This is a genomic window from Variovorax sp. PBL-E5, from assembly GCF_901827185.1.
Taxonomy (GTDB): Bacteria; Pseudomonadota; Gammaproteobacteria; order Burkholderiales; family Burkholderiaceae_C; genus Variovorax.
Window position 1 is genome coordinate 1765455 of sequence record NZ_LR594671.1, and the last position, 19400, is coordinate 1784854.

The window sequence follows — 19400 nt, forward strand, 5'->3', positions numbered from 1 at the left end:
ATGACACCCACTTCTTCTTCGACTGCCTTGCTGGTGGAGCGGCGGTTCCCGCTCGCACTCAAGCGTTCGATCGGCTCGATCCGCGAGCTCTACGAGACCAGCAAGCAAAGCCGCTGGGTGCCGGCCAAGGACATCGCGTGGGAGCGCTTCGACGCTGCCACGTCGTCTGCGGCTGCGCTCGAAGCCGCGCGCTCGGTCTGGAGCCGGCGCGCCTGGGTCGAATACACCGGCCTCGCCGAGACGCCAGCGCTGCTGATCCGCTTCTGCCTGGAGCTCGACCGCGAGTCGGATCCGAAGTATTTCCTCACGGTGCGCAACACCGACGAGGCCTGGCACGTCGAGAGCTTCCATCGCTATGCCCAACTCCTGGGCGGCTACCTTGCGCGACCACGCGACGCGCGTTGGGAGGCCGTGCTGAATCGGACGCTCTACCGCGATGCGCTGGACGCCACGCAATCGCTCGATGCCTATGTCGCCGTGCATTGCGCGGTCGAGGACGGCCTCGAACTCGCGCTGTACCGCCTCTATGCGGCCAATGCCCGCGAACCCGTGGCGGCACAGCTGCTGGAAAAGGTCGTCGCCGCCAAGGAACGCCATGCATCCTTCGGCTGGCTGTATCTCGGGGAGCGCGCGGCGCAGCTGGATGCGGCCGCGAAGCAGGGCATCGCCGCGCAGATCGAGGCCTGGCTGCGCCACGTCGCCTTTGCGGGCTATCACATCCCGAGCCTGGCGACCGAGATCGACTCGGGCCCCGATGCCGCGGCTGCGACGCAGGCCGCCGAGGCCGGCCTGGGCGCGGCCACACCGCAGCAGGAAGAGCAGGCCTTCAAGGCTTACCTCGGCGATGCGCGCGGGCGCCTCGCGGCGCTCGGCTTCGCATTGCCGGCGCTGCAGCATCCGCGGCTCGGCGAGGTCTGAGCGTTCATGAGCGCCGCGCCGGGCCGCCCCAAGCAAGCTCGCACCGCAGCCCGCAGGGCGGAGGTCGCCTGATGAATGAGTCAGTGCAACTGCTGTTCGCGGGCCTGAGCACCGGGAGCATCTATGCGCTGGTCGCGCTCGGCTTCAACATCATCTTCAAAAGCACCGGTGCGCTCAACTTCGCACAGGGCGAATGGGTCATGCTGGGCGGCATGGTGGCCGCGACGCTGTATGCGGCCAAGGTGCCGCTGCTGCTGTCGCTGGTGGCCGCGGTGCTGGTCGCGATGGCCTTCGGCGCGCTGTCCGAGCGCCTCGTGGTGCGGCGCCTGAAGCGGCCGTCGGCGATGTCGATCACCATCGTCACCATCGCGCTGGCGATCTGCACCAAGAGCCTGGTCATGCTGGTGCTCGGCAAGAACCCGGCGGGGCTGCCTTCGTTCTCGGGCAGCGAGGCGGTGCATCTGGCCGGCGCGGTGTTCGAATCGCAGACGCTCTGGATCGTCGGCATCGCCGCCGTCGTGATGGGCGGCGCCGGCTACTTCTTCAACCGCACGCTGCTCGGCAAGGCGATGCGCGCGGCGGCGGCGCAGCCCGAAGCCGCGGCGCTGGTCGGCATCAGCCCGCGCATGACGATGGCGTTGTCCTTCACGCTGGCCGCTGGCATCGGCGCGTTGGCGGGCGTGATCGTCACGCCGTTGACGCTGACTTCCTTCGACCACGGCACGATCCTCGGCTTCAAGGCCTTCTGCGCGGCGATGCTGGGCGGTCTCGGCAGCCTGCCGGGTGCGGTGGTCGGCGGCCTGGCGCTCGGGCTGGCCGAGAGCTTCGCGGGCGGGATGCTGTCGTCCCATTTCAAGGACGCGGTGTCCTTCGTCGTGCTGCTGCTGGTGCTGGTGCGATGGCCCAACGGCCTGCTCGGCCAGAGCCAGATCGAGAAGGTATGACGGTGGCATCCAGCGACAGCGTGCTCGCCCGCAAACTGGCGAGAAGCCGGCGCGGCCTGATGGTGATCTGGGCGATCGCGATCGTCTGGCCCTTCGTCGCACCCAACGACTACATGCTGAGCCTGGGCATCTATTTCTTCATCAACCTGATCCTGATCGCGAGCCTCAACCTCATCATGGGATGGACCGGCCAGGTCTCGCTCGCGCACGCGGCCTTCTACGGGTTGGGTGCGTATGCGAGCGGCGTGCTCAATACCAAATACGGCATCTCGCCATGGCTCGGGACGGCCGCCGCGATCGTCATCGTGGGCTGCGTCGCGGCGCTGATCGGGCTGGCCACGTTGCGGCTGCGCGGCCCCTATCTCTCGATGGGCACGCTGGGTTTCAGCGGCATCCTCTCGGTGCTGTTCGTCGAGCTGGTCTCGCTGACGGGCGGCCCGAACGGCCTCGCGGGGATCTCGCCCTACGCGCTGTTCGGCTTCGAGCTGGACAGCCCGATGCGTTTCTACTGGCTCGTGTGGGCGGTCGCCGCGGTGGTGATGTGGATGCTGCTCAATCTCTTCGGCAGCGTGCCGGGCCGCGCCTTGCGCGCGATCGCCGGCAGCGAGATCGGTGCCAACACGCTCGGCGTCGACACCTTCCTCTACAAGGTCATCGCCTTCAGCCTGTCGGCGGGACTGGCCGGACTGGCCGGTGCGATGTATGCCCACTTCAATCTGTTCGCATCGCCGGAGACCTTCGGCTTCTTCGCCTCGGTGCTGCTGGTCGTGATGGTGGCGCTGGGCGGCACCGGCTTGTACTGGGGGCCGTTCTACGGCGCCGCGATCTTCACCGTGGTTCCCGAACTGCTGAGGCAGTTCCAGGACGTCGAGCTGCTCGTGTTCGGCATCTGCATGGTGGTCGTGCTGCTCTATTTCCCGAGCGGGCTTGCGGGCCTGGCCGGGAGTCTCAAGCGCAAGCCGAAAGCGCCGGCGGGCGTGGCGAGGCCGCCCGAGCAGAGCCTGCGCCCTTCATCCGTGGAGGCCGCCGATGGCTCTGCTGGAAGTTAGGGATCTGCGCGTCACCTTCGGCGGTCTGCATGCCGTCGATGGATTGAGCACGTCGGTGCGCGAAGGACAGATCAAGGGGATCATCGGGCCGAACGGCGCGGGCAAGACGACCTTGTTCAATGCCATCGCCGGCATCCAGAAGCTGAGCGCGGGTGCCATCGAACTGGAGGGCGTGCGCATCGAGTCGCTGCGGCCGTTCCAGCGTGCGCGGCTCGGCCTGGCGCGCACCTTCCAGAACCTGCAGATCTTTCCCGAGCTGAGCCTGGTCGAGAACGTGATGATCGGCTGCCACCCCGGCGCGCGCACCGGCTTCTGGACCGCGATGCTGGGCACCACGGGCGCGCGCCGCGAGGAGCGCCGCATCGAGGCCACGGCCTACGACAAGCTCGCGATGCTCGGCATGGCCGATCGCGCGATGCTGCCGGCCGGCAACCTGAGCTTCGGCGAATCGAAGCTGCTCGAGATCGCGCGCGCGCTGGCGGCTGAGCCGAAGATCCTCATGCTCGACGAGCCGATCGCCGGCGTTCCCGCGTCCGAGCAGGCGCCGATCGCGAAGATGATCCGCCAGGTCAACGCGCAAGGCGTGACCGTGATCCTGGTCGAGCACAACATGCGCATGGTGATGGGCCTGTGCGACGAGATCCTGGTGTTGCAGAGCGGCCGCTTCCTGGCGGAAGGCACGCCGGCCGAGATTGCGAGCCATCGCGAGGTGATCGGCGCCTACCTCGGCGAGGAGACGGCCGATGCTTGAGCTCGACGAACTGCATGTGTCGTACGGGCAGGGCGATGTGCTGCATGGCGTGTCGCTCGACATCGCGCAGGGCGGATTCACCGCGCTGATCGGCGCCAACGGTGCCGGCAAGTCGACGCTGATGCGAACCGTCAGCGGCCTCATGAAGCCGGTGCGCGGCGCGGTGCGCTTCGAGGGCAAGGACATCGCCGGGCTCGGCGCCGAACGCATCGTGCGCCTGGGCATCTCGCTGGTGCCCGAAGGGCGCAAGGTGTTCGCGCCGCTGTCGGTGGCCGAGAATCTCGAGATGGGCGCCTTCCATTTTCTCGTGCGCGGCGACGCGGCCAGGTACCGCCGCCGGCTCGACTTCGTGCTCGCGCTTTTTCCGAAGCTGGGCGAGCGGCTGGCGCAGGCCGCGGGCACGCTGTCGGGCGGTGAGCAGCAGATGGTCGCGATCGGGCGCGCACTGATGTCCGAGCCGCGGCTGCTGCTGCTCGACGAACCTTCGATGGGGCTCGCGCCACTGGTGGTCAAGCAGATCTTCCAGGCCCTGTCCGAACTCTGCCGCCAGGGCCTGACGATCTTCGTCTGCGAGCAGAACAGCGAGGTGACCTTGCGCCATGCCGGCAACGGGCACGTGCTGGAAAGCGGGCGCATCGTTCTCTCCGGCCCGTCGTCGTCGCTCTTGACCGATTCGCGCGTGAAGGAAGCCTATCTTGGAGTTTGATACCCCGCGCATCATGGAACTGCTCGAGCGCATGGAGCAGAACTACAGCCTGCGCCCCCGGCATCCCGAGAGGGAAGGCATCTATGCGGACTACCGTGCGCGCAGCGAGCGCCTGCGCGCCTTGATGCCCGATCGCAAGGTCTACGCCTATGCCGTGCCGGCGCGCTGCGCCATCGACTGGTTTCCGGCGAGCGCGGCGCAGGCCGCGCCCGCGGAGGGCGTGCCGCTGTTCGTCTTCATCCACGGCGGCTTCTGGCGCGCGCTGGACCGCGAGATCTTCAGCTTCATGGCCGAGCACTACGTGAAGGCCGGCGTCGCGGTGGCGATGATCGGCTACGAACTCGCGCCCGCAGTGCGCCTCGGGCGCATCGTCGAGCAGGTGGCCGATGCCTTCGTCTGGCTGAACCGCCGTGCGGGCGAACTCGGCTTCGATCCGCGACGGGTCAGCGTCTCGGGCCACTCCGCCGGCGGGCATCTGGCCGCGATGATCAGCGCGACGCCGCCGACCATCCTCGAAGGCCATCCGCTGGTCGCGACGATTCCGGTCAGCGGCTTGTTCTCGCTGGCGCCGCTGCTGCTCACCAGCATCAACCACGACGTGCGGATGACGCCGCACGAAGCCATGCGCCTGAGCCCGAGCGAGATGCAGCGCTTCTACACCGGCGAATTCATCGTCGCGGTGGGCGAGGCCGAGACCGAGGGCTTCATCGGCCAGAGCCGCGACTTCGCCGCGGCGGCGAAGGCCGCGGGATCGCGCGCGACGCTGGAGATCGTTCCCCGGCGCACGCACTTCGATGTGCTCGAGGATCTGGCCAGCCCCGAACTCGCCCTGTTCCAGCGCGTGCTCGGCGCGGTGAAGGGCGTGCCGCAGCTTTCCGATTCCCACAGCATTTGATGATGAAAGAACCCATGTCCGAATCCCTGAATCCTTCCACCGTGCCTGCGCCTGCCGGCCCCTATTCGCAGGCGATCGTCGTGACCGGCCCCGGCAAGTGGCTGCACATCTCGGGCCAGATCGGCGTCGGTGCCGACGGGGCGACGGCCGAAGGCATCGTGCAGCAGACGACGCTGGCCTGGCAGAACCTCGTCGCGGTGCTGGCGGCGGCCGGCATGACGGTCGACCATCTGGTGAAGGTCACCACCTTTCTGGTCGATGCGTCGCATCTCTCCGCCGTCGGCCCGGTTCGCACGCGCTTTCTCGGCAGCGCGCGTCCGGCTTCCACGCTGGTCATCGTCAAGGAGCTGGCAAAGAAGGAATGGCTGGTCGAGGTCGAGGCGGTGGCTTTCAGCGCGAGCTGAGCGGGCGACGTGTCCGACGCCGTTTCGTTCGACAGCCCGCCCGGCTTCTCGCCGGAAGCGTTCGAGCGCTATGCGTATCCGCGCACGCTCGATCCGCGCATGGTCGAGATCCTCGCGCAACAGCGCGCCGCCGCGGCACCGGTCGATCGCTACGCTTTGCCTTTCGATCAAGCGCGCGCGCTGCTGCTGCAGGAGCGGCGCAAAAGCCAGACCGGCTTGCCGCGCATGCACGCGATCGAGGATGCCGAACTGCAGGTCAATGGTCGCCGCGTCGGCCTGCGCTGGTATCGCCCGCAGGCATCCGTTGATGCAGCACCCATCGTGTACCTGCACGGCGGCGGCTGGTGCGTCGGCTCGAACGAGACGCACGACACCGTGCTGCGACACCTCGCCGCGGGCTCGGGCCTGCCGGTGTGCGGGGTCGACTATTCGCTCGCGCCCGAGCATCCTTTCCCGGCGGCGCTGGAGGATGTGGCCGGCGCGGTGGATGCCGTGCTGGCGCAGCATGGGCGCGTCGTGCTCGCGGGCGATTCGGCCGGTGCCAACCTGGCGCTCGTCGAAGCCATGCGCCGCCGCGACGCGCGGCCTGCGGCGGGCGATGCAGATGCGGATGGCATCGCGGGATTGATCCTGTTCTACGGCGTGTTCGGGCCGATGCGCAGCGGCGGCTCCGTCGGCGCCTATGGAAGCGGCGAGTTCGGCCTCAGCTGCGCGGCACAGCAGCGCTATCTGGACGCCTATCTGCCGGGCGCGTCGAACACGGACGACCCGCGCGCATTTCCCCTGCGCGGTGAACTCGGCGGCCTGCCGCCCGCGCTGATCCTCGCGGCGGGGCTGGACCTGCTGCTCGACGACTCGGTGCGGATGCACCATGCCATCGGTGCAGCCGGCGGCCGTTCGACGCTCAGTGTCGCGCACGGCGTGCCGCACGGCTTCCTCAATCATGCGAATGCGCTGCCGCGTGCGGCACAGGCCTTGGCGGAAGCGGCTTCGTTCGCGCGCTCACTGATCGAGCGCCGGCCGGCTCAGAGCTGAAACGCGATCGTCAGCAGCAACCCTTCGGCCACGTCGCGCAACAGCCCGGGCCGACGCGCACGGTAGGCCTCGCCGGCCGAAGCCGTGGTCTCGATCCATTGCGCGAACCAGTCGATCTCGCCGCGGTCGTAGAACACCACCGCGGCCTCGTGATTCAGCAACAGGCTGCGCAGATCGAGGTTGATCGAGCCGCACAGCGCGAGCTCTTCGTCCACCACCACGGCCTTGGCATGTGCCATGAACGGCAGCATGCGGAAGATGACGCCCGCGCGTGCCAGGTCGCGCATCGCTCGCGCCCGCACGAAATCGGCCAGCCGGTGGTTCGACTGCGCCGGAATCGCGATCGTGACCTGCACCCCGCGCCGCGCCGCCAGCCGCAGCGCGTCGCGCAGGCCGTCGCCGGGCACGAAGTAGGGCGTGATCGCGAGCACGCGGTGCTCGGCGCGAAAGCAGGCGTCGATCAGCAGCGCGTGCGCCGTGTCTTCCGTCTGGTCGGGGCCGCTCGGCAGGAACTGCGCCAGGCTGCCGCTCGAAGGCTCTTCGTCGGTCCCGATGGCGCGCGGCTTGCGCCCGCGCACCGAGGCCCAGTCGTGATCGAACTGCCGCGCCGCCGCGGCGGCCACGCTGCCGTGGAGATCGAAGGACAGGTCGCGCCACGGCGTGGGGTGCTCGTCGTTGCCCAGAAAATATTCGCCGGCCAGGTTGCGGCCGCCGGACCACAGCCAGCCGTCATCGGCGATCGTGAGCTTGCGGTGGTTGCGCAGGTTGCGCGGGCCCAGTCGGCGCAGGCTGAAGAAGGGCCGGAACACCGCGACCTCGACGCCGGCATCGCGCAGCGTGTCGACATGGTGGCGCGGCAGCGAGAGCGCGCCGAAGCCATCGAGCAGCACCCGCACCTTGATGCCTTCGCGCGCGCGTCGCGACAGGCGCGCGATCACCTCGTGGCCGAGCGCGTCGTCGCCGATGATGAAGGTGCAGACGTCGATGCGCACCTGTGCGCCTTCGATCACCTCCCAAAGCGCATCGCGCGCGGCGGCGCCATCCGAATGCAGGCGCACCGCGCAGTGTCCGGGCGGCGCCAGCCCGAAGCTTTCGATCAGGTCGGCGGCCCAGTGCACCATCGGCAGCGAGCGCGGCGGCCGCGGCGAACCGGCCGGCCGCAGCTTGCGCTGGCCGAACAGCAGATACATGGGCAGGATCAGGTAAGGCACCAGCACCAGGCCCATCACCCACGCGATCGCGGTGGTCGGCGCGCGCTGCTCGCGCCGGGCGCGCGTGGTCAGCACGTAGACCAGCAGCGCGAAGGTGACAACCAGCAGATGCTGCGACGGCGAAGGCAGCCAGTCGAGCTGTTTGTCGATGTGGTTCACGCGCCAAGCAAGGACTGGAGGTACACGGGCACCGGACGGTTCTGCGACGCCAGGAAGGCCATCATCCGCCCGACCACCTCGCGCACCGGCGGCCGCGCGCCGATGCGCTCGCGCCAGGCCAGCAGGCGCGGTGTGGCAGCGGTCATGCCGGCGCCCTTGCGGTCGGCGAACACGTGCGCCATGTAGAAGGCGATGTCGGCGAAGGAGTAGGCGCTGGCGAGGTAGTCGCCGTGCGCGAGCCGCTCTTCCATCCGTTCATAGAAACGCGCGCAGCCCGCGCAGGCGGCGATCGCGGCCTCGCTGCCCATGTCGTGCTGCAGGCCCATGAGGCGGATCACGTGCGGAAAGAACACCTCGTCCGACATGTGCTCGAGCTGCCGCGCCAGCGCGCGCTGCGCCGCATCGCCCGGCCAGAGCGGCGGCTCGGGGGCGATGTCTTCCAGGTACTCGAAGATCTGCGTCGAGTCGAACAACTCGACATCGCCGTCGATCAGCACCGGCACCTGCCGCTTCGGATTGATGCGCAGGACCTCGGGGTGCTTGGGCTCGTAGCGGTCGTCGCGATCGAAAGGAACCATCTCGTAGTCGAAGGCGAGGCCCTTTTCGAGCGCGGCGATCTGCACCTTGGCGCCGAACATGCTGAGGGGGGCGGTGTAGAGCTTCATAAGCCCGGAGCCTACTTCACCAGCCCGATTCGTGAAACACCGCGGAACCGGCTCCGCCGGGCCGCCGGTGTTGCCCCCTGCAAGGGGGTAGGCGGAGCGACACGAAGTGCGCGAAGTGGGTGTGTGCCTAGTCCTTCCAGACTTCCTGAGCGGTCTCGATGACCAGCCGCAGCTTGGCCCGCTGCGCCTCGACCGCAATGTTGTTGCCATGCACCGTGCTCGAGAAGCCGCACTGCGGCGACAGCGCGAGCTGCTCCAGCGGCGCGTACTTGGCGGCGGCCTCGATGCGGCTCTTGAGTTCGTCCTTGTCCTCCATCTCGCCGAACTTGGTGGTCACCAGGCCCAGCACCACGGTCTTGCCCTTGGGCAGGAAGCGCAGCGGACGGAAGTCGCCCGAGCGCGCATCGTCGTACTCGAGGAAATAGGCATCGAGGTCCATCTCCTTCAGCAGCGCCTCGGCCACCGGCTCGTAGTTGCCGGCCGCCGCGTGCGTGCTCTTGAAGTTGCCGCGGCACAGGTGCATCGCGAGCGTCATGCCGGCGGGCTTCTGCGCCACCACCTTGTTGATGAAGGCGGCGTAGCGGTGCGGGAGTTCGTTCGGGTCGTCGCCGCGCTGGCGGGCGGCTTCGCGCATCTTCTCGTCGCACAGGTAGGCGAGATTGGTGTCGTCCATCTGCACGTAGGTAGCGCCCGCGGCGGCCAGCGAGCGCAGTTCGTCACCGTAGGCCCGGGCGACGTCGTCGTAGAACACCGGATCGAGTTCGGGGTATGCCTCCTTGCTGATGCCGGCGCGCCCGCCCCGGAAGTGCAGCATGGTGGGCGAGGGGATCGTGACTTTCGGCGTGCAGCCGGCCGAGACCTGGCTCTTGAGGTACTCGAAGTCGGCCAACTGGATGTTCTTCGCATGGCGCACCTTGTCGATCACGCGCATCACCGGCGGCGCGAGCTCCTCGGTGCCGTCGGGCCGGCGGATGGTGACCGGGATGTCGGTCTTCACGCCGCCGAGCTGTTCGAGGAAGTCGATGTGGAAATAGGTGCGGCGGAACTCGCCGTCGGTGATGCTCTTGAGCCCGACGTCCTCCTGGAACTTGACGATCTCGGTGATGGCCTTGTCTTCGACCTTGCGAAGCTGCTCGGGCGTGATCTCGCCCTTGGCTTTCTGCTCGCGCGCTTCGAGCAAATACTTGGGGCGCAAGAAGCTGCCGACGTGGTCGTAGCGGGCAGGCAGGGAGGCGTGCTGGGACATGGGTGCTCCGTCAGATGCTGAAATAGAGCGGTCGATCGTAAACGCACCGCGAGGGCCTTGGTTGCATACAGGGGATTGAGTGTTTACCCGAGGTTTTGCCCTGATGTCTTGGGTCTGCGCGATTCTCTGTATACATTTCGTATCCCGTGACAGCGCCAAACTCTCCCGTCCTGACTCCCAGCGAGCCGATCGAAGCCAGCAGTTCGCAGGCCGTCAAGGCCCAATTGCGGCTGCGCGAGATGGTGCTCGCAGGTGAATTGGCCGGCGGCGCGCGCATCGCCGAGGTGGCGGTCTCGGAATTGCTCGGCGTCTCGCGCACGCCGGTGCGCAGCGCGCTCATGCGGCTCGAGCAGGAGGGCCTGCTCGAGGCCCTGCCCAATGGCGGCTATGCGGTGCGGACCTTTTCCGAGCGCGATGTGTCCGATGCGATCGAACTGCGCGGCACGCTCGAAGGCCTGTCGGCGCGGCTCGCGGCCGAGCGCGGCGCACCGCCGGTGGTGATGCGCGAGGCGCGCGCCTGCCTCAGGCGCATCGACGAACTGCTGCGCCAGCCCGCGCTCGACGATGCAGCGTTTTCGCAATACGTCGCCTTCAATGCGCAGTTCCATCGCCTGTTGTCGGAGCTCTCGGGCAGCCCGCTGATCACCCAACAGCTGGAGCGCGTCGTCAACCTGCCTTTCGCGTCACCCTCCGGCTTCGTCGTGATGCAGGCCAACTCGGCCGCGGCGCGCGACATGCTGCTGATCGCACAGGACCAGCACGGCCAGGTGCTGGACGCGATCGAGAACCGCGAGGGCTCGCGCGCCGAGGCGCTGATGCGCGAGCACAGCCGCATCGCGCAGCGCAATCTTCGCGAAGCGCTGCACGGCGCGCAGAGCCATCCGTTGCCGGGCGTGCAACTGATCCGCCGCCGCCACTGAGAACCAGACTTCCGAATGACTGTCCTGCCCTGTCCGAGCTCGCGCGATGATCGCGCAATCGATCGACTCATCGCGCAGAAGTTCGAGCGCGGCCCGGCCCGCTAGGTGTTTGCCGCGAAGGCGGCACGCTTTCATTTGTTCACAATATCGCCTGTTTCGGCACTCACCCCAAGGAGACTTCATGCAACGTCGCCACCTCGTCCAGGCCGCGAGCCTGACCGCCCTCGCGCTGGCCTTGCCGCTGGCCAACGCCCAGAGCAACACCTTCAAGATCGGCCTGATCCTGCCGATGACCGGGCAGCAGGCCTCCACCGGCCGCCAGGTCGAAGCCGGTGTGCGGCTCTACATGGCGCAGAACGGCGACACGGTCGCGGGCAAGAAGATCGAGGTCATCGTCAAGGACGACACCGCCACGCCCGATGTCACCAAGCGCCTCGCGCAGGAACTCGTGGTCAACGACAAGGTGAACGTGCTGGCCGGCTTCGGCGTCACGCCCGCGGCGCTGGCGGCCGCGCCGATCGCCACGCAATCGAAGACGCCCGAGCTCGTGATGGCCGCGGCCACCTCCAGCATCACCGAGGCCTCGCCCTACATCGTGCGCTCGAGTTTCACGCTGCCGCAGGTCTCGGTGGCGATGGGCGACTGGGCGCCGAAGAACGGCATCAAGACGGTCGTCACGCTGGTCAGCGACTACGGCCCGGGCAACGATGCCGAGAAGTTCTTCAAGGAACGCTTCCAGCTCAACGGCGGCAAGGTGCTCGATTCGCTGCGCGTGCCGCTGCGCAACCCCGACTTCGCGCCCTTCCTGCAGAAGGTGCGCGATGCCAAGCCCGATGCGCTGTTCGTCTTCGTGCCCTCGGGCGCGGGCGCGGCGGTGATGAAGCAGTTCCTGGAGCGCGGCATGGACAAGGCCGGCATCCGGCTGATCGCCACCGGCGACGTGACGGACGACGACCAGCTCAACGACATGGGCGACGGCGCGCTCGGCGTGGTCACCTCGCACCACTACTCGGCCGCGCATCCGTCGGCGATGAACAAGAAATTCGTCGAAGCCTTCGAGAAGGCCAACAAGAACATGCGGCCGAACTTCATGGCGGTCGGCGGCTACGACGGCATGCACATCATCTATGACGCGCTGCGCAAGACCAAGGGGCAGGGCGGCGGCGATGCGCTGCTGGCCGCGATGAAAGGCCAGATCTTCGAAAGCCCGCGCGGCCAGATCCTGATCGACGCGCAGACGCGCGACATCGTGCAGGACGTGTATCTGCGCAAGGTCGAGAAGAAGGACGGGCAGCTCTACAACGTCGAGTTCGACGTCATCAAGAGCGTCAAGGATCCCGGAAAAGCTAAATGACCCCCAGGCTTGCCCACTTCGTGTGGCCGCCCACCCCCTTTCAGGGGGCAACACCTGCGGCCCGGCGGAGCCGGTTCCGCGGTGTTTCTGATCTGAGGCTGCGGATCGACGTATGTTGACGATTCTCTTTGACGGCATCGCCTACGGCATGCTGCTGTTCGTTCTCGCGGTCGGCCTGGCCGTGACGCTGGGGCTGATGAACTTCATCAACCTCGCGCACGGTGCCTTTGCCATGGCAGGCGGCTACCTCACCGTGTTCGCGATGCAGAAGCTGGGCGTGCCTTTTCTCGTCTGCCTGCCGCTCGCGTTCATCGCGGTGGGCACGCTCGGCGCGCTGCTCGAACGCACGCTTTACCGCCCGATGTACGGCAAGTCGCATCTGGACCAGGTGCTGTTCTCGATCGGGCTCGCCTTCATGGCGGTCGCCGCGGTGGACTATTTCGTCGGCTCCTCGCAGCAGAACATCCAGCTGCCCGAATGGCTGCGCGGCCGCACCGAGATCGGCGATGGTGCGCTGCTGCTGGGCATGGGCCATTACCGGCTCTTCATCATCGCGCTGTGCGCGTTGCTGACGGTGGTGCTGCAACTGATCCTCTCGAAGACGCGCTTCGGCAGCCGCTTGCGCGCGGCGGTCGACGATCCGCGCGTGGCGGCGGGGCTGGGCATCAACGTCAACGTGGTGTTCCTGCTGACCTTCGCGGTCGGCTCCGGCCTGGCGGGGCTGGGCGGTGCGCTGGGCGCGGAGATCCTCGGGCTCGATCCGACCTTCCCGCTCAAGTACATGATCTATTTCCTGATCGTGGTCTCGGTCGGCGGCACCTCGTCGATCACCGGGCCGCTGCTGGCCGCGCTGCTGCTGGGCATCGCCGACGTGGGCGGCAAGTATTTCATTCCGAAGATGGGTGCCTTCACCGTCTACCTGCTGATGATCCTGATCCTGATGTGGCGCCCGCAAGGCCTGTTTGCCCGCAAGGGAGGCAAGTGATGCAGGATTTCCAGGCGGCGCTGTTGCGCCGGGCGCGCTGGCGGCCGTGGGAGTTCGCGATCTGGATCGTGGCCTTCGCGCTGCCGGCCATCGTTCCCGCGCATGCGCTGATGATCAACGAGATCGCGATCGTCGCGCTGTTCGCGATGTCGCTCGACCTGATCCTCGGCTACACCGGCATCGTCTCGCTCGGGCACGCGGCTTTCTTCGGCTTTGGCGCGTACACGGCAGCGCTGTTCGCCAAGCTGGTGATGCCCGATCCGACCGTCGGCCTCGTGGTCGCGATCGTGCTGTGCGCCGCGCTCGGCGCGGTGGCGAGCATCACCATCCTGCGCGGCACCGATCTCACGCGGCTGATGGTCACGCTGGGCACGGCGCTGCTCCTGCTCGAACTCGCGAACAAGCTCGACTGGCTGACCGGCGGCGCCGATGGCCTGCAGGGCGTGGTGATGGGGCCGGTGCTCGGCCTGTTCGATTTCGATCTCTACGGCCGCACAGCCGCGTGGTATTCGCTTGCAGTGATGCTGCTGCTGTTCCTGCTGATGCGGCGTCTGGTGCATTCGCCCTTCGGCGCCACGCTCAAGGCAGTGCGCGACAACCGGCTGCGCGCGATGGCGATCGGCATCCCGGTCGTCTCGAGGCTGGCGGTGATCTACACCGTGGCCGCCGCGATCGCGGGCGCGGCCGGTGCGTTGCTGGCGCAGACCACCGGCTTCGCCTCGCTCGACGTGCTGGCCTTCGACCGCTCGGCCGACGTGCTGCTGATGCTGGTCATCGGCGGCGTCGGCTGGCTCTACGGCGGCATCACGGGCGCGATCGTCTTCAAGCTGCTGCAGGACACGCTGTCGTCCGTCACGCCGCAGTACTGGATGTTCTGGATCGGCCTGATCCTGGTGCTGCTGGTGCTGGTCGGGCGCGACCGGCTGTTCAAGCCCTGGACCTGGTTCGGCGCCCGCAGGAGCGCGAAGCCGTGAACAACGACATCGTCCTCGCGGCCACCGGCCTGGTGAAGCGCTTCGGCGGCATCACGGCCACCCACAACGTCACGCTGAACCTGAAGCGCGGCGCGCGTCACGCACTGATCGGCCCCAACGGCGCCGGCAAGACCACGCTGATCAACCTGCTGACCGGCGTGCTCGCGCCGAACGAGGGCCGCATCGTGCTCGAAGGCGAGGACATCACGCGCCTCGCGCCGCACTGCCGCGTGGCGCGCGGCATGGTGCGCACCTTCCAGATCAACCAGCTCTTCGATTCGATGACGCCGCTGGAGACGCTGGCGCTGGTCGTCTCGCAGCACATCGGCCTCGGCGCCAAGTGGTGGAAGCCGCTGGGTTCGTCGAGCGAGGTCGCCGGGCGCGCAGGGCAGCTGCTCGAGCAATTCAGGCTCGGCGATGTGGCGCAGCAGCAGACCCGGCATCTGGCCTATGGCAAGCGGCGCCTGCTCGAGATCGCGATCGCGCTGGCCTGCGAGCCGCGCGTCCTCCTGCTCGACGAGCCGGTGGCGGGCGTGCCGGCCGGCGAGCGCGAGGAGCTGCTGGAGACGGTGGCCGCATTGCCGGCCGATGTGTCGGTGCTGCTGATCGAGCACGACATGGACCTGGTCTTCAGCTTCGCCGACCGCATGACGGTGCTGGTCAACGGCACGCTGCTGACCGAAGGCGACCCCGACACGATCGCGAACGACCCGAAGGTGAAAGAGGTCTACCTCGGCCAGGGAGCGGCGCATGTCTGAACTTCTGCGCATCGAGAACCTGAGCGCGGGCTACGGCGAGGCCGTGGTGCTGCACGGCATCGGCCTCGCACTCGGCGAAGGCCGCACGCTGGCGCTGCTGGGACGCAACGGCACCGGCAAGACCACGCTCATCAACACGCTCGCCGGCGCGACGCGCCAGCATGGCGGCAGCATCACGCTCGGCGGCGCGGCGCTGCACAAGCTGTCACCGCACCAGCGCGCGGCCGCCGGCATCGGCTGGGTGCCGCAGGAGCGCAACATCTTCAAGTCGCTCACGGTGGACGAGAACCTCAGCGCGGTGGAGCGGCCGGGCCAGTGGAATCCGCAGCGCGTCTACGAGATGTTCCCGCGCCTGGCCGAGCGCAAGCGCAATCTCGGCACGCAGCTGTCGGGCGGCGAGCAGCAGATGCTGGCCGTGGGCCGCGCGCTGGTCGTCAATCCCACGCTGCTGCTGCTCGACGAGCCGCTCGAAGGCCTGGCACCGATCATCGTGGAAGAGCTGCTGCGCGCCATCCGCCGCATCACGCAGGAAGAAGGCTTGGCGGCGATCATCGTCGAACAGCATCCGCAGGCGATCCTCGCGATCTCCGACGAGGCGGTGGTGCTCGATCACGGCACCATCGTGCATGCGGACCGCGCGGCGACGCTGCGCACCCAGCCCGAAGTGCTGGAAAGATTGCTTGGCGTCGCGCGCTGAGCGCAGGTCATCCATTCCGGAGGGTTCGTTCATGGCATCCATCCACCGCGAAATGCAAGTCGCAGCGAGCGCAGAGAAGATCTGGGACGCGGTGCGCGACGTCGGCGAAATCCACAGGCGCCTCGTGCCCGGCTTCGTGACCGACTGCAGGCTCGAAGGCAATGCGAGGACCGTCACCTTCGGCAACGGCATCGTCGCGCGCGAAGTGATCGTCGATCTCGACGATGCCGTGCGCCGGCTGGTGTGGTCGGCAAGCGGTGGGCGCTTGTCGCATCACAACGCATCGCTGCAGGTGTTCGCGGAAGACGCCACGCACAGCCGCATCGTCTGGATCGCCGATCTGCTGCCCGACGAGATGGCCGGGCCGATCGGCACCATGATCGACGAGGGCATGAAGGCAATGAAGAGAGCGCTGGAGAGCTAGGGGCATGCCGAGGGCGACCGAGCCCGGACCGGTCGAAGATGGTTTCAGGCCTGCGGCCCGAACAGGCTGCCCCAGCCCTTGACGCCGCGCATGTCGACGCCGATCACCTTCAGAGCTTTCCATACCACGGTGGCCACCGAGTCGTAGATCGGGATGCCGAGCTCGCGTTCCATCTCCTCGACCAACTGCGCGCCGTGCAGGTTGGTGCACATCACAGTCATCGCGTCCGGCTGCTGCCGCGCCACCTCGCGCAGCATGCGGCGCAGTGTGTCGGGTGCGACCTTGCTGAACGAGAAATTCACCGTCAGATCGAGGTGCCGTTCAGCCACGCAGTCGATGCCGATGCGCGCGTAGTTGGCAATGATGCGTCGTTGCACGTCGTCGACATACGGCGAGATCAGGCCCATGGTGCGAGCGCCTTGCGCGGCCAGCAATTCGTTGAGCGCCAGGACCGAGGTCGTGGCCGGAATGCCGGTCGCCTCGGTGATGCGTGCGCACAGGATCTCGTCCTTCTCGAAACCGAGCCAGCTCGCCGAGGTGCCGCTCCAGCAGATCACGTCCACGCGTGCATCGGCCAACAGCCGCGCAGCTTCGAGGATCTTGCTGTCGTCGAACTGATTCATCGAGGCATCGCGCATCGAGATCTCGGTGACGGTGAAGCGCGAGAAGTGCGCGGAAACGCCGGGTACCGCACTGACCATCGCGCTGGTCAGCGGCTCGAGCGCGGTGTTGGAAGACGGCGTCAGCACGCCGATGAGTTTTCGTTGCGTCACGGTGCTCGGAACAGGTTTTTCATGGGCGCATCAACTCTTCAGCCTCCAGAGTGTCGCTCCGATGCGCAGCAGAACCTCATAGTCCGCCTGACCGAGCGTAGGCCGCAAACTCTCCAGCATCTCGGCCAGCGCGGAGATCGCTTCGCCCGTCGTGAGCGAGCAGCCGTCACTCGCCAATCGAGCCATCAGAACGACGAGATCGGCGTCGGCCATATTGCCTGCATATGCCAGGGGACGGGCGCTGAGCGGCTGATGAGTCGAATTCAGTCCCGATCTCCTCGATCGTCGTCATCACGGCGGTGGTGGCGGTGCTCGCGCCAACGGTCGCCCCGTTCGTAGTAGGCCGGCGGCGGCCCATAGTATGCGGGTGCCGGACGGTAGTACACCGGCGGCGGCTGGTAGTAAACCGGCGGTGCCGGCCGGTAGTAGACAGGCGGCGGGTCGTAGTACACAGGGCCAGGTTCGGCAACGCCGATCGCGATACCCGGCACGTCGATGCCCACGGACCAGCTCGGGCCGGCGTCGGCAGACACAGCGGCGAAAAGTGCGCCGACTGCGATGGCGCCAGCGCCAGCCAATTTGAAGAGTGCAGAGCGCTTGAGATTCATGGTCATAGTCCTTCTAAGAGCAAAGGCGAAATCCGCCCCATGAGTCGACAACGCGCGCCCCCTGGGGCGGGTCGACGTCCATTCTGTGAAGATGGTTCCCAAACGTGACGGCCGCAGCGCGCCCCTGTCTCCAGACTGGGGATGACCCATTTGAAGCGCCGTAGGACATGCGTTCCCTTCGCGACGATGGATGGCCAAGGATCACTGCTTGACCACGACCAGACACCTCGCGTCCTCGAACACGATGCGCATCGGCAGCTCGCGCTGGCGAAGCGCCGCCCACGTCGTCCGGTTCATGTAGGCCGCGGCCTGGGGAAGCGAGCGCCAGCGCTGGGCGAATGCATCCAGGGTCGGGATCGATTTCCAGGGTTCCAGGCGCTGGCCCAGGGCGAACTCGTCGGCATAGTCCACCAGCACCACGTCGCGCCGAAGATAGAAGGGCAGTGTCTGGTCGTAGCTGCGGACGGCAAACACGGGCGTGTCCGGTTGCAGGAGCGGGAGCAGCACCGTCGACAAAGCCGCGGAACTCTTGAGCTGTCCGAAGCGGTCGTGGCCTTGCAGCACAAGGGTCGTCGCAACGAAGTGACCCAGCGCCATGCACAGCACGGCCGCGGTCGTCTGCCGGCGCCCGAGGTGCCACCAGGCAGCAGCGGCACCGAGCAGGAACACGACGCACGCGAGTCGCACGGCCATCGCGATAGCCGACAGCGCCTCCGGCGGTGCGCTCGGCGAGACCAGCCGGCCGTACTGCGTCGAGGCGATCAGCGCCGCGAGCCACACCAGCGTCGGCACCCCCAGGTGCCAGCGCAATGTCGACGGGCGTGCATCGCGGATCCGCAGCGCCGCCAGCATGGCGAGCGCGGGGAACATCGGCAGAATGTAGGAGGGCAGCTTGGAGCCGGAAGCGCTGAAGAACAACAGGATGAACAGCGACCAGACGATCAGCACATTGCGCGAATCGATCGGGGGCCCATCGGTTTCGCCATGGCGGCGGTCCGGCTTGAGCGACCACGCCAGACCACCGGTCCATGGCAGCGCACCGGCGAGCAGGATCGGAAGGTAGTACCACCACGCTCCCTCGCGGCGATGCTCGGTCGTCAGGTAGCGCGTGAAGTGCTCATGAATGAAGAAGAAGTTCGCGAACTCGGGATGCCGCAACGACATCAGGACGAACCACGGCGCCGCGAGCGCCAGGAAGATCACCGCGCCCGAGCCCCAGCGCATGCCACGCAGCAGCGCCATGTCTCGTCGCCACAGGCTGATGGTCAGCAGCACGCCGCCTGGAATCGCAATGCCGATCAATCCCTTGCTCAGCACGGCGCCGGCCATCGCGGCCCAGGCGATCCAGATCCAGCGGCGGCGCGCGTCGTGCGCCACGCGCCCCGGGCTCGCGTCGTGCCGCATCGCCAGCAGCACGCTGCAAAGCGCCAGCGTGAGGAACAGCGTCAGGCCCGCATCGAGCGTGAGGAAATGGCTGTTGCCGACGATCCAGGTGGTCGATGCCGTGATCGCCAGCGCCTGCAGACCCACTTCGCGCCCCCACAGGCGCCATGATGTCCATCCGACGACGATCACCGTCAGGAAGCCCGCCAGGCCCGGCCCCAGGCGCGCAGCGAACTCGGTGATCCCTAGACACTTGAAGCTCAGTGCGCCGATCCAGTATTGCAGCGCAGGCTTCTCGAAGTAGAGCAGGCCGTTCAGCCGCGGCGTGATCCAGTCGCCGCTGCGTGCCATCTCGAGCGCCAGCGTGGCGTAGCGGCCTTCATCGGGACTGATGAGCGACCGCGTCCCCAGGCTCGCGAACCAGAGCAAGGTGGCGAGGCCTGCCATCCACGCGAGCCAGCGCAAGGACGGCGTGTTGCGGTGCGAGGTCGGCGCCGGGGCTGTCGTGCGCTCCGGCGGTGCGGCTCCATGCATTTCAGCA

General features: G+C 67.5%; 22 protein-coding genes. 15 read left to right on the forward strand and 7 right to left on the reverse strand.

All coding sequences use genetic code 11. From position 1 onward, the window contains the following. The 8 genes from WDLP6_RS08630 to WDLP6_RS08665 all read left to right on the forward strand — a co-directional run bounded on the left by WDLP6_RS08630 (position 1) and on the right by WDLP6_RS08665 (position 6702). Positions 1 to 918 (forward strand): hypothetical protein, encoded by a 918-nt coding sequence (locus tag WDLP6_RS08630; protein ID WP_162592001.1) that lies wholly within the window; start codon positions 1 to 3, stop codon positions 916 to 918. 71 nt (positions 919 to 989) lie between these two features. Continuing rightward, entirely contained in the window at positions 990 to 1862 is an 873-nt protein-coding gene (locus WDLP6_RS08635) for a branched-chain amino acid ABC transporter permease (RefSeq protein WP_162592002.1), read from the forward strand. Further along, positions 1859 to 2911, forward strand: coding sequence for a branched-chain amino acid ABC transporter permease (locus WDLP6_RS08640; protein ID WP_162592003.1), 1053 nt, complete (start codon positions 1859 to 1861; stop codon positions 2909 to 2911). Before WDLP6_RS08635 ends, WDLP6_RS08640 begins: the two co-directional genes overlap by 4 nt. Continuing rightward, entirely contained in the window at positions 2892 to 3662 is a 771-nt protein-coding gene (locus tag WDLP6_RS08645) for an ABC transporter ATP-binding protein (protein WP_162592004.1), read from the forward strand. Before WDLP6_RS08640 ends, WDLP6_RS08645 begins: the two co-directional genes overlap by 20 nt. After that, entirely contained in the window at positions 3655 to 4368 is a 714-nt protein-coding gene (locus WDLP6_RS08650) for an ABC transporter ATP-binding protein (RefSeq protein WP_162592005.1), read from the forward strand. The genes WDLP6_RS08645 and WDLP6_RS08650 overlap by 8 nt, the downstream gene beginning before the upstream one ends. Continuing rightward, a complete protein-coding gene (locus WDLP6_RS08655) occupies positions 4358 to 5263 on the forward strand; it encodes an alpha/beta hydrolase (RefSeq protein WP_162592006.1) in 906 nt (301 codons plus the stop codon). Before WDLP6_RS08650 ends, WDLP6_RS08655 begins: the two co-directional genes overlap by 11 nt. A gap of 14 nt (positions 5264 to 5277) precedes the next feature. Further along, positions 5278 to 5667: a RidA family protein gene (locus tag WDLP6_RS08660; RefSeq protein ID WP_162592007.1), complete on the forward strand. Its 390-nt coding sequence runs from the start codon at positions 5278 to 5280 to the stop codon at positions 5665 to 5667. A gap of 9 nt (positions 5668 to 5676) precedes the next feature. Next, positions 5677 to 6702: an alpha/beta hydrolase gene (locus tag WDLP6_RS08665; RefSeq protein ID WP_162592008.1), complete on the forward strand. Its 1026-nt coding sequence runs from the start codon at positions 5677 to 5679 to the stop codon at positions 6700 to 6702. On the opposite strand, the gene WDLP6_RS08670 is transcribed toward WDLP6_RS08665, so the two are convergent. From WDLP6_RS08670 to WDLP6_RS08680, 3 genes are all read right to left on the reverse strand, one after another. After that, on the reverse strand, positions 6693 to 8072 hold the full coding sequence (locus WDLP6_RS08670) for a phospholipase D-like domain-containing protein (RefSeq protein WP_232077001.1): 1380 nt from the start codon (positions 8070 to 8072) through the stop codon (positions 6693 to 6695). The two genes, WDLP6_RS08665 and WDLP6_RS08670, sit on opposite strands and share 10 nt — an antisense overlap. Then, positions 8069 to 8737, reverse strand: a complete 669-nt coding sequence (locus WDLP6_RS08675; protein ID WP_162592009.1) for a glutathione S-transferase family protein — start codon at positions 8735 to 8737, stop codon at positions 8069 to 8071. Before WDLP6_RS08675 ends, WDLP6_RS08670 begins: the two co-directional genes overlap by 4 nt. A gap of 127 nt (positions 8738 to 8864) precedes the next feature. Further along, a complete protein-coding gene (locus tag WDLP6_RS08680) occupies positions 8865 to 9983 on the reverse strand; it encodes a 5-methyltetrahydropteroyltriglutamate--homocysteine S-methyltransferase (protein ID WP_162592010.1) in 1119 nt (372 codons plus the stop codon). A gap of 146 nt (positions 9984 to 10129) precedes the next feature. Between WDLP6_RS08680 and WDLP6_RS08685 the strand changes: the two genes are divergently transcribed. The 7 genes from WDLP6_RS08685 (at position 10130) to WDLP6_RS08715 (ending at position 16095) form a co-directional block, all read left to right on the forward strand. After that, positions 10130 to 10903, forward strand: coding sequence for a GntR family transcriptional regulator (locus WDLP6_RS08685; protein WP_162592011.1), 774 nt, complete (start codon positions 10130 to 10132; stop codon positions 10901 to 10903). A gap of 181 nt (positions 10904 to 11084) precedes the next feature. Beyond that, positions 11085 to 12257 carry an ABC transporter substrate-binding protein gene (locus WDLP6_RS08690; protein ID WP_162592012.1) on the forward strand — a complete coding sequence of 391 codons (1173 nt, stop codon included), beginning with the start codon at positions 11085 to 11087 and terminating at the stop codon, positions 12255 to 12257. 112 nt (positions 12258 to 12369) lie between these two features. Next, on the forward strand, positions 12370 to 13242 hold the full coding sequence (locus WDLP6_RS08695; protein ID WP_162592013.1) for a branched-chain amino acid ABC transporter permease: 873 nt from the start codon (positions 12370 to 12372) through the stop codon (positions 13240 to 13242). Next, positions 13242 to 14216, forward strand: a complete 975-nt coding sequence (locus WDLP6_RS08700) for a branched-chain amino acid ABC transporter permease (protein WP_162592014.1) — start codon at positions 13242 to 13244, stop codon at positions 14214 to 14216. The genes WDLP6_RS08695 and WDLP6_RS08700 overlap by 1 nt, the downstream gene beginning before the upstream one ends. Beyond that, complete coding sequence (locus WDLP6_RS08705) at positions 14213 to 14974, forward strand: ABC transporter ATP-binding protein (RefSeq protein ID WP_162592015.1); 762 nt, start codon at positions 14213 to 14215, stop codon at positions 14972 to 14974. Before WDLP6_RS08700 ends, WDLP6_RS08705 begins: the two co-directional genes overlap by 4 nt. Beyond that, a complete protein-coding gene (locus WDLP6_RS08710; protein ID WP_162592016.1) occupies positions 14967 to 15671 on the forward strand; it encodes an ABC transporter ATP-binding protein in 705 nt (234 codons plus the stop codon). Before WDLP6_RS08705 ends, WDLP6_RS08710 begins: the two co-directional genes overlap by 8 nt. 31 nt (positions 15672 to 15702) lie before the next feature. Then, a complete protein-coding gene (locus WDLP6_RS08715) occupies positions 15703 to 16095 on the forward strand; it encodes an SRPBCC family protein (RefSeq protein WP_162592017.1) in 393 nt (130 codons plus the stop codon). Positions 16096 to 16139: 44 nt separating this feature from the next. On the opposite strand, the gene WDLP6_RS08720 is transcribed toward WDLP6_RS08715, so the two are convergent. The 4 genes from WDLP6_RS08720 to WDLP6_RS08735 all read right to left on the reverse strand — a co-directional run bounded on the left by WDLP6_RS08720 (position 16140) and on the right by WDLP6_RS08735 (position 19393). Next, positions 16140 to 16868, reverse strand: a complete 729-nt coding sequence (locus tag WDLP6_RS08720; protein ID WP_162592018.1) for a maleate cis-trans isomerase family protein — start codon at positions 16866 to 16868, stop codon at positions 16140 to 16142. Positions 16869 to 16898: 30 nt separating this feature from the next. Next, entirely contained in the window at positions 16899 to 17081 is a 183-nt protein-coding gene (locus WDLP6_RS08725) for a hypothetical protein (RefSeq protein WP_162566650.1), read from the reverse strand. Between the two features lie 50 nt (positions 17082 to 17131). After that, the gene (locus WDLP6_RS08730; RefSeq protein WP_162592019.1) at positions 17132 to 17476 is read right to left on the reverse strand and encodes a hypothetical protein; all 345 of its coding nucleotides are present in this window, start codon (positions 17474 to 17476) and stop codon (positions 17132 to 17134) included. A 201-nt stretch (positions 17477 to 17677) separates the two neighbouring features. Further along, positions 17678 to 19393: an ArnT family glycosyltransferase gene (locus WDLP6_RS08735; RefSeq protein WP_162592020.1), complete on the reverse strand. Its 1716-nt coding sequence runs from the start codon at positions 19391 to 19393 to the stop codon at positions 17678 to 17680. Between the last annotated feature and the right edge of the window lie 7 nt (positions 19394 to 19400).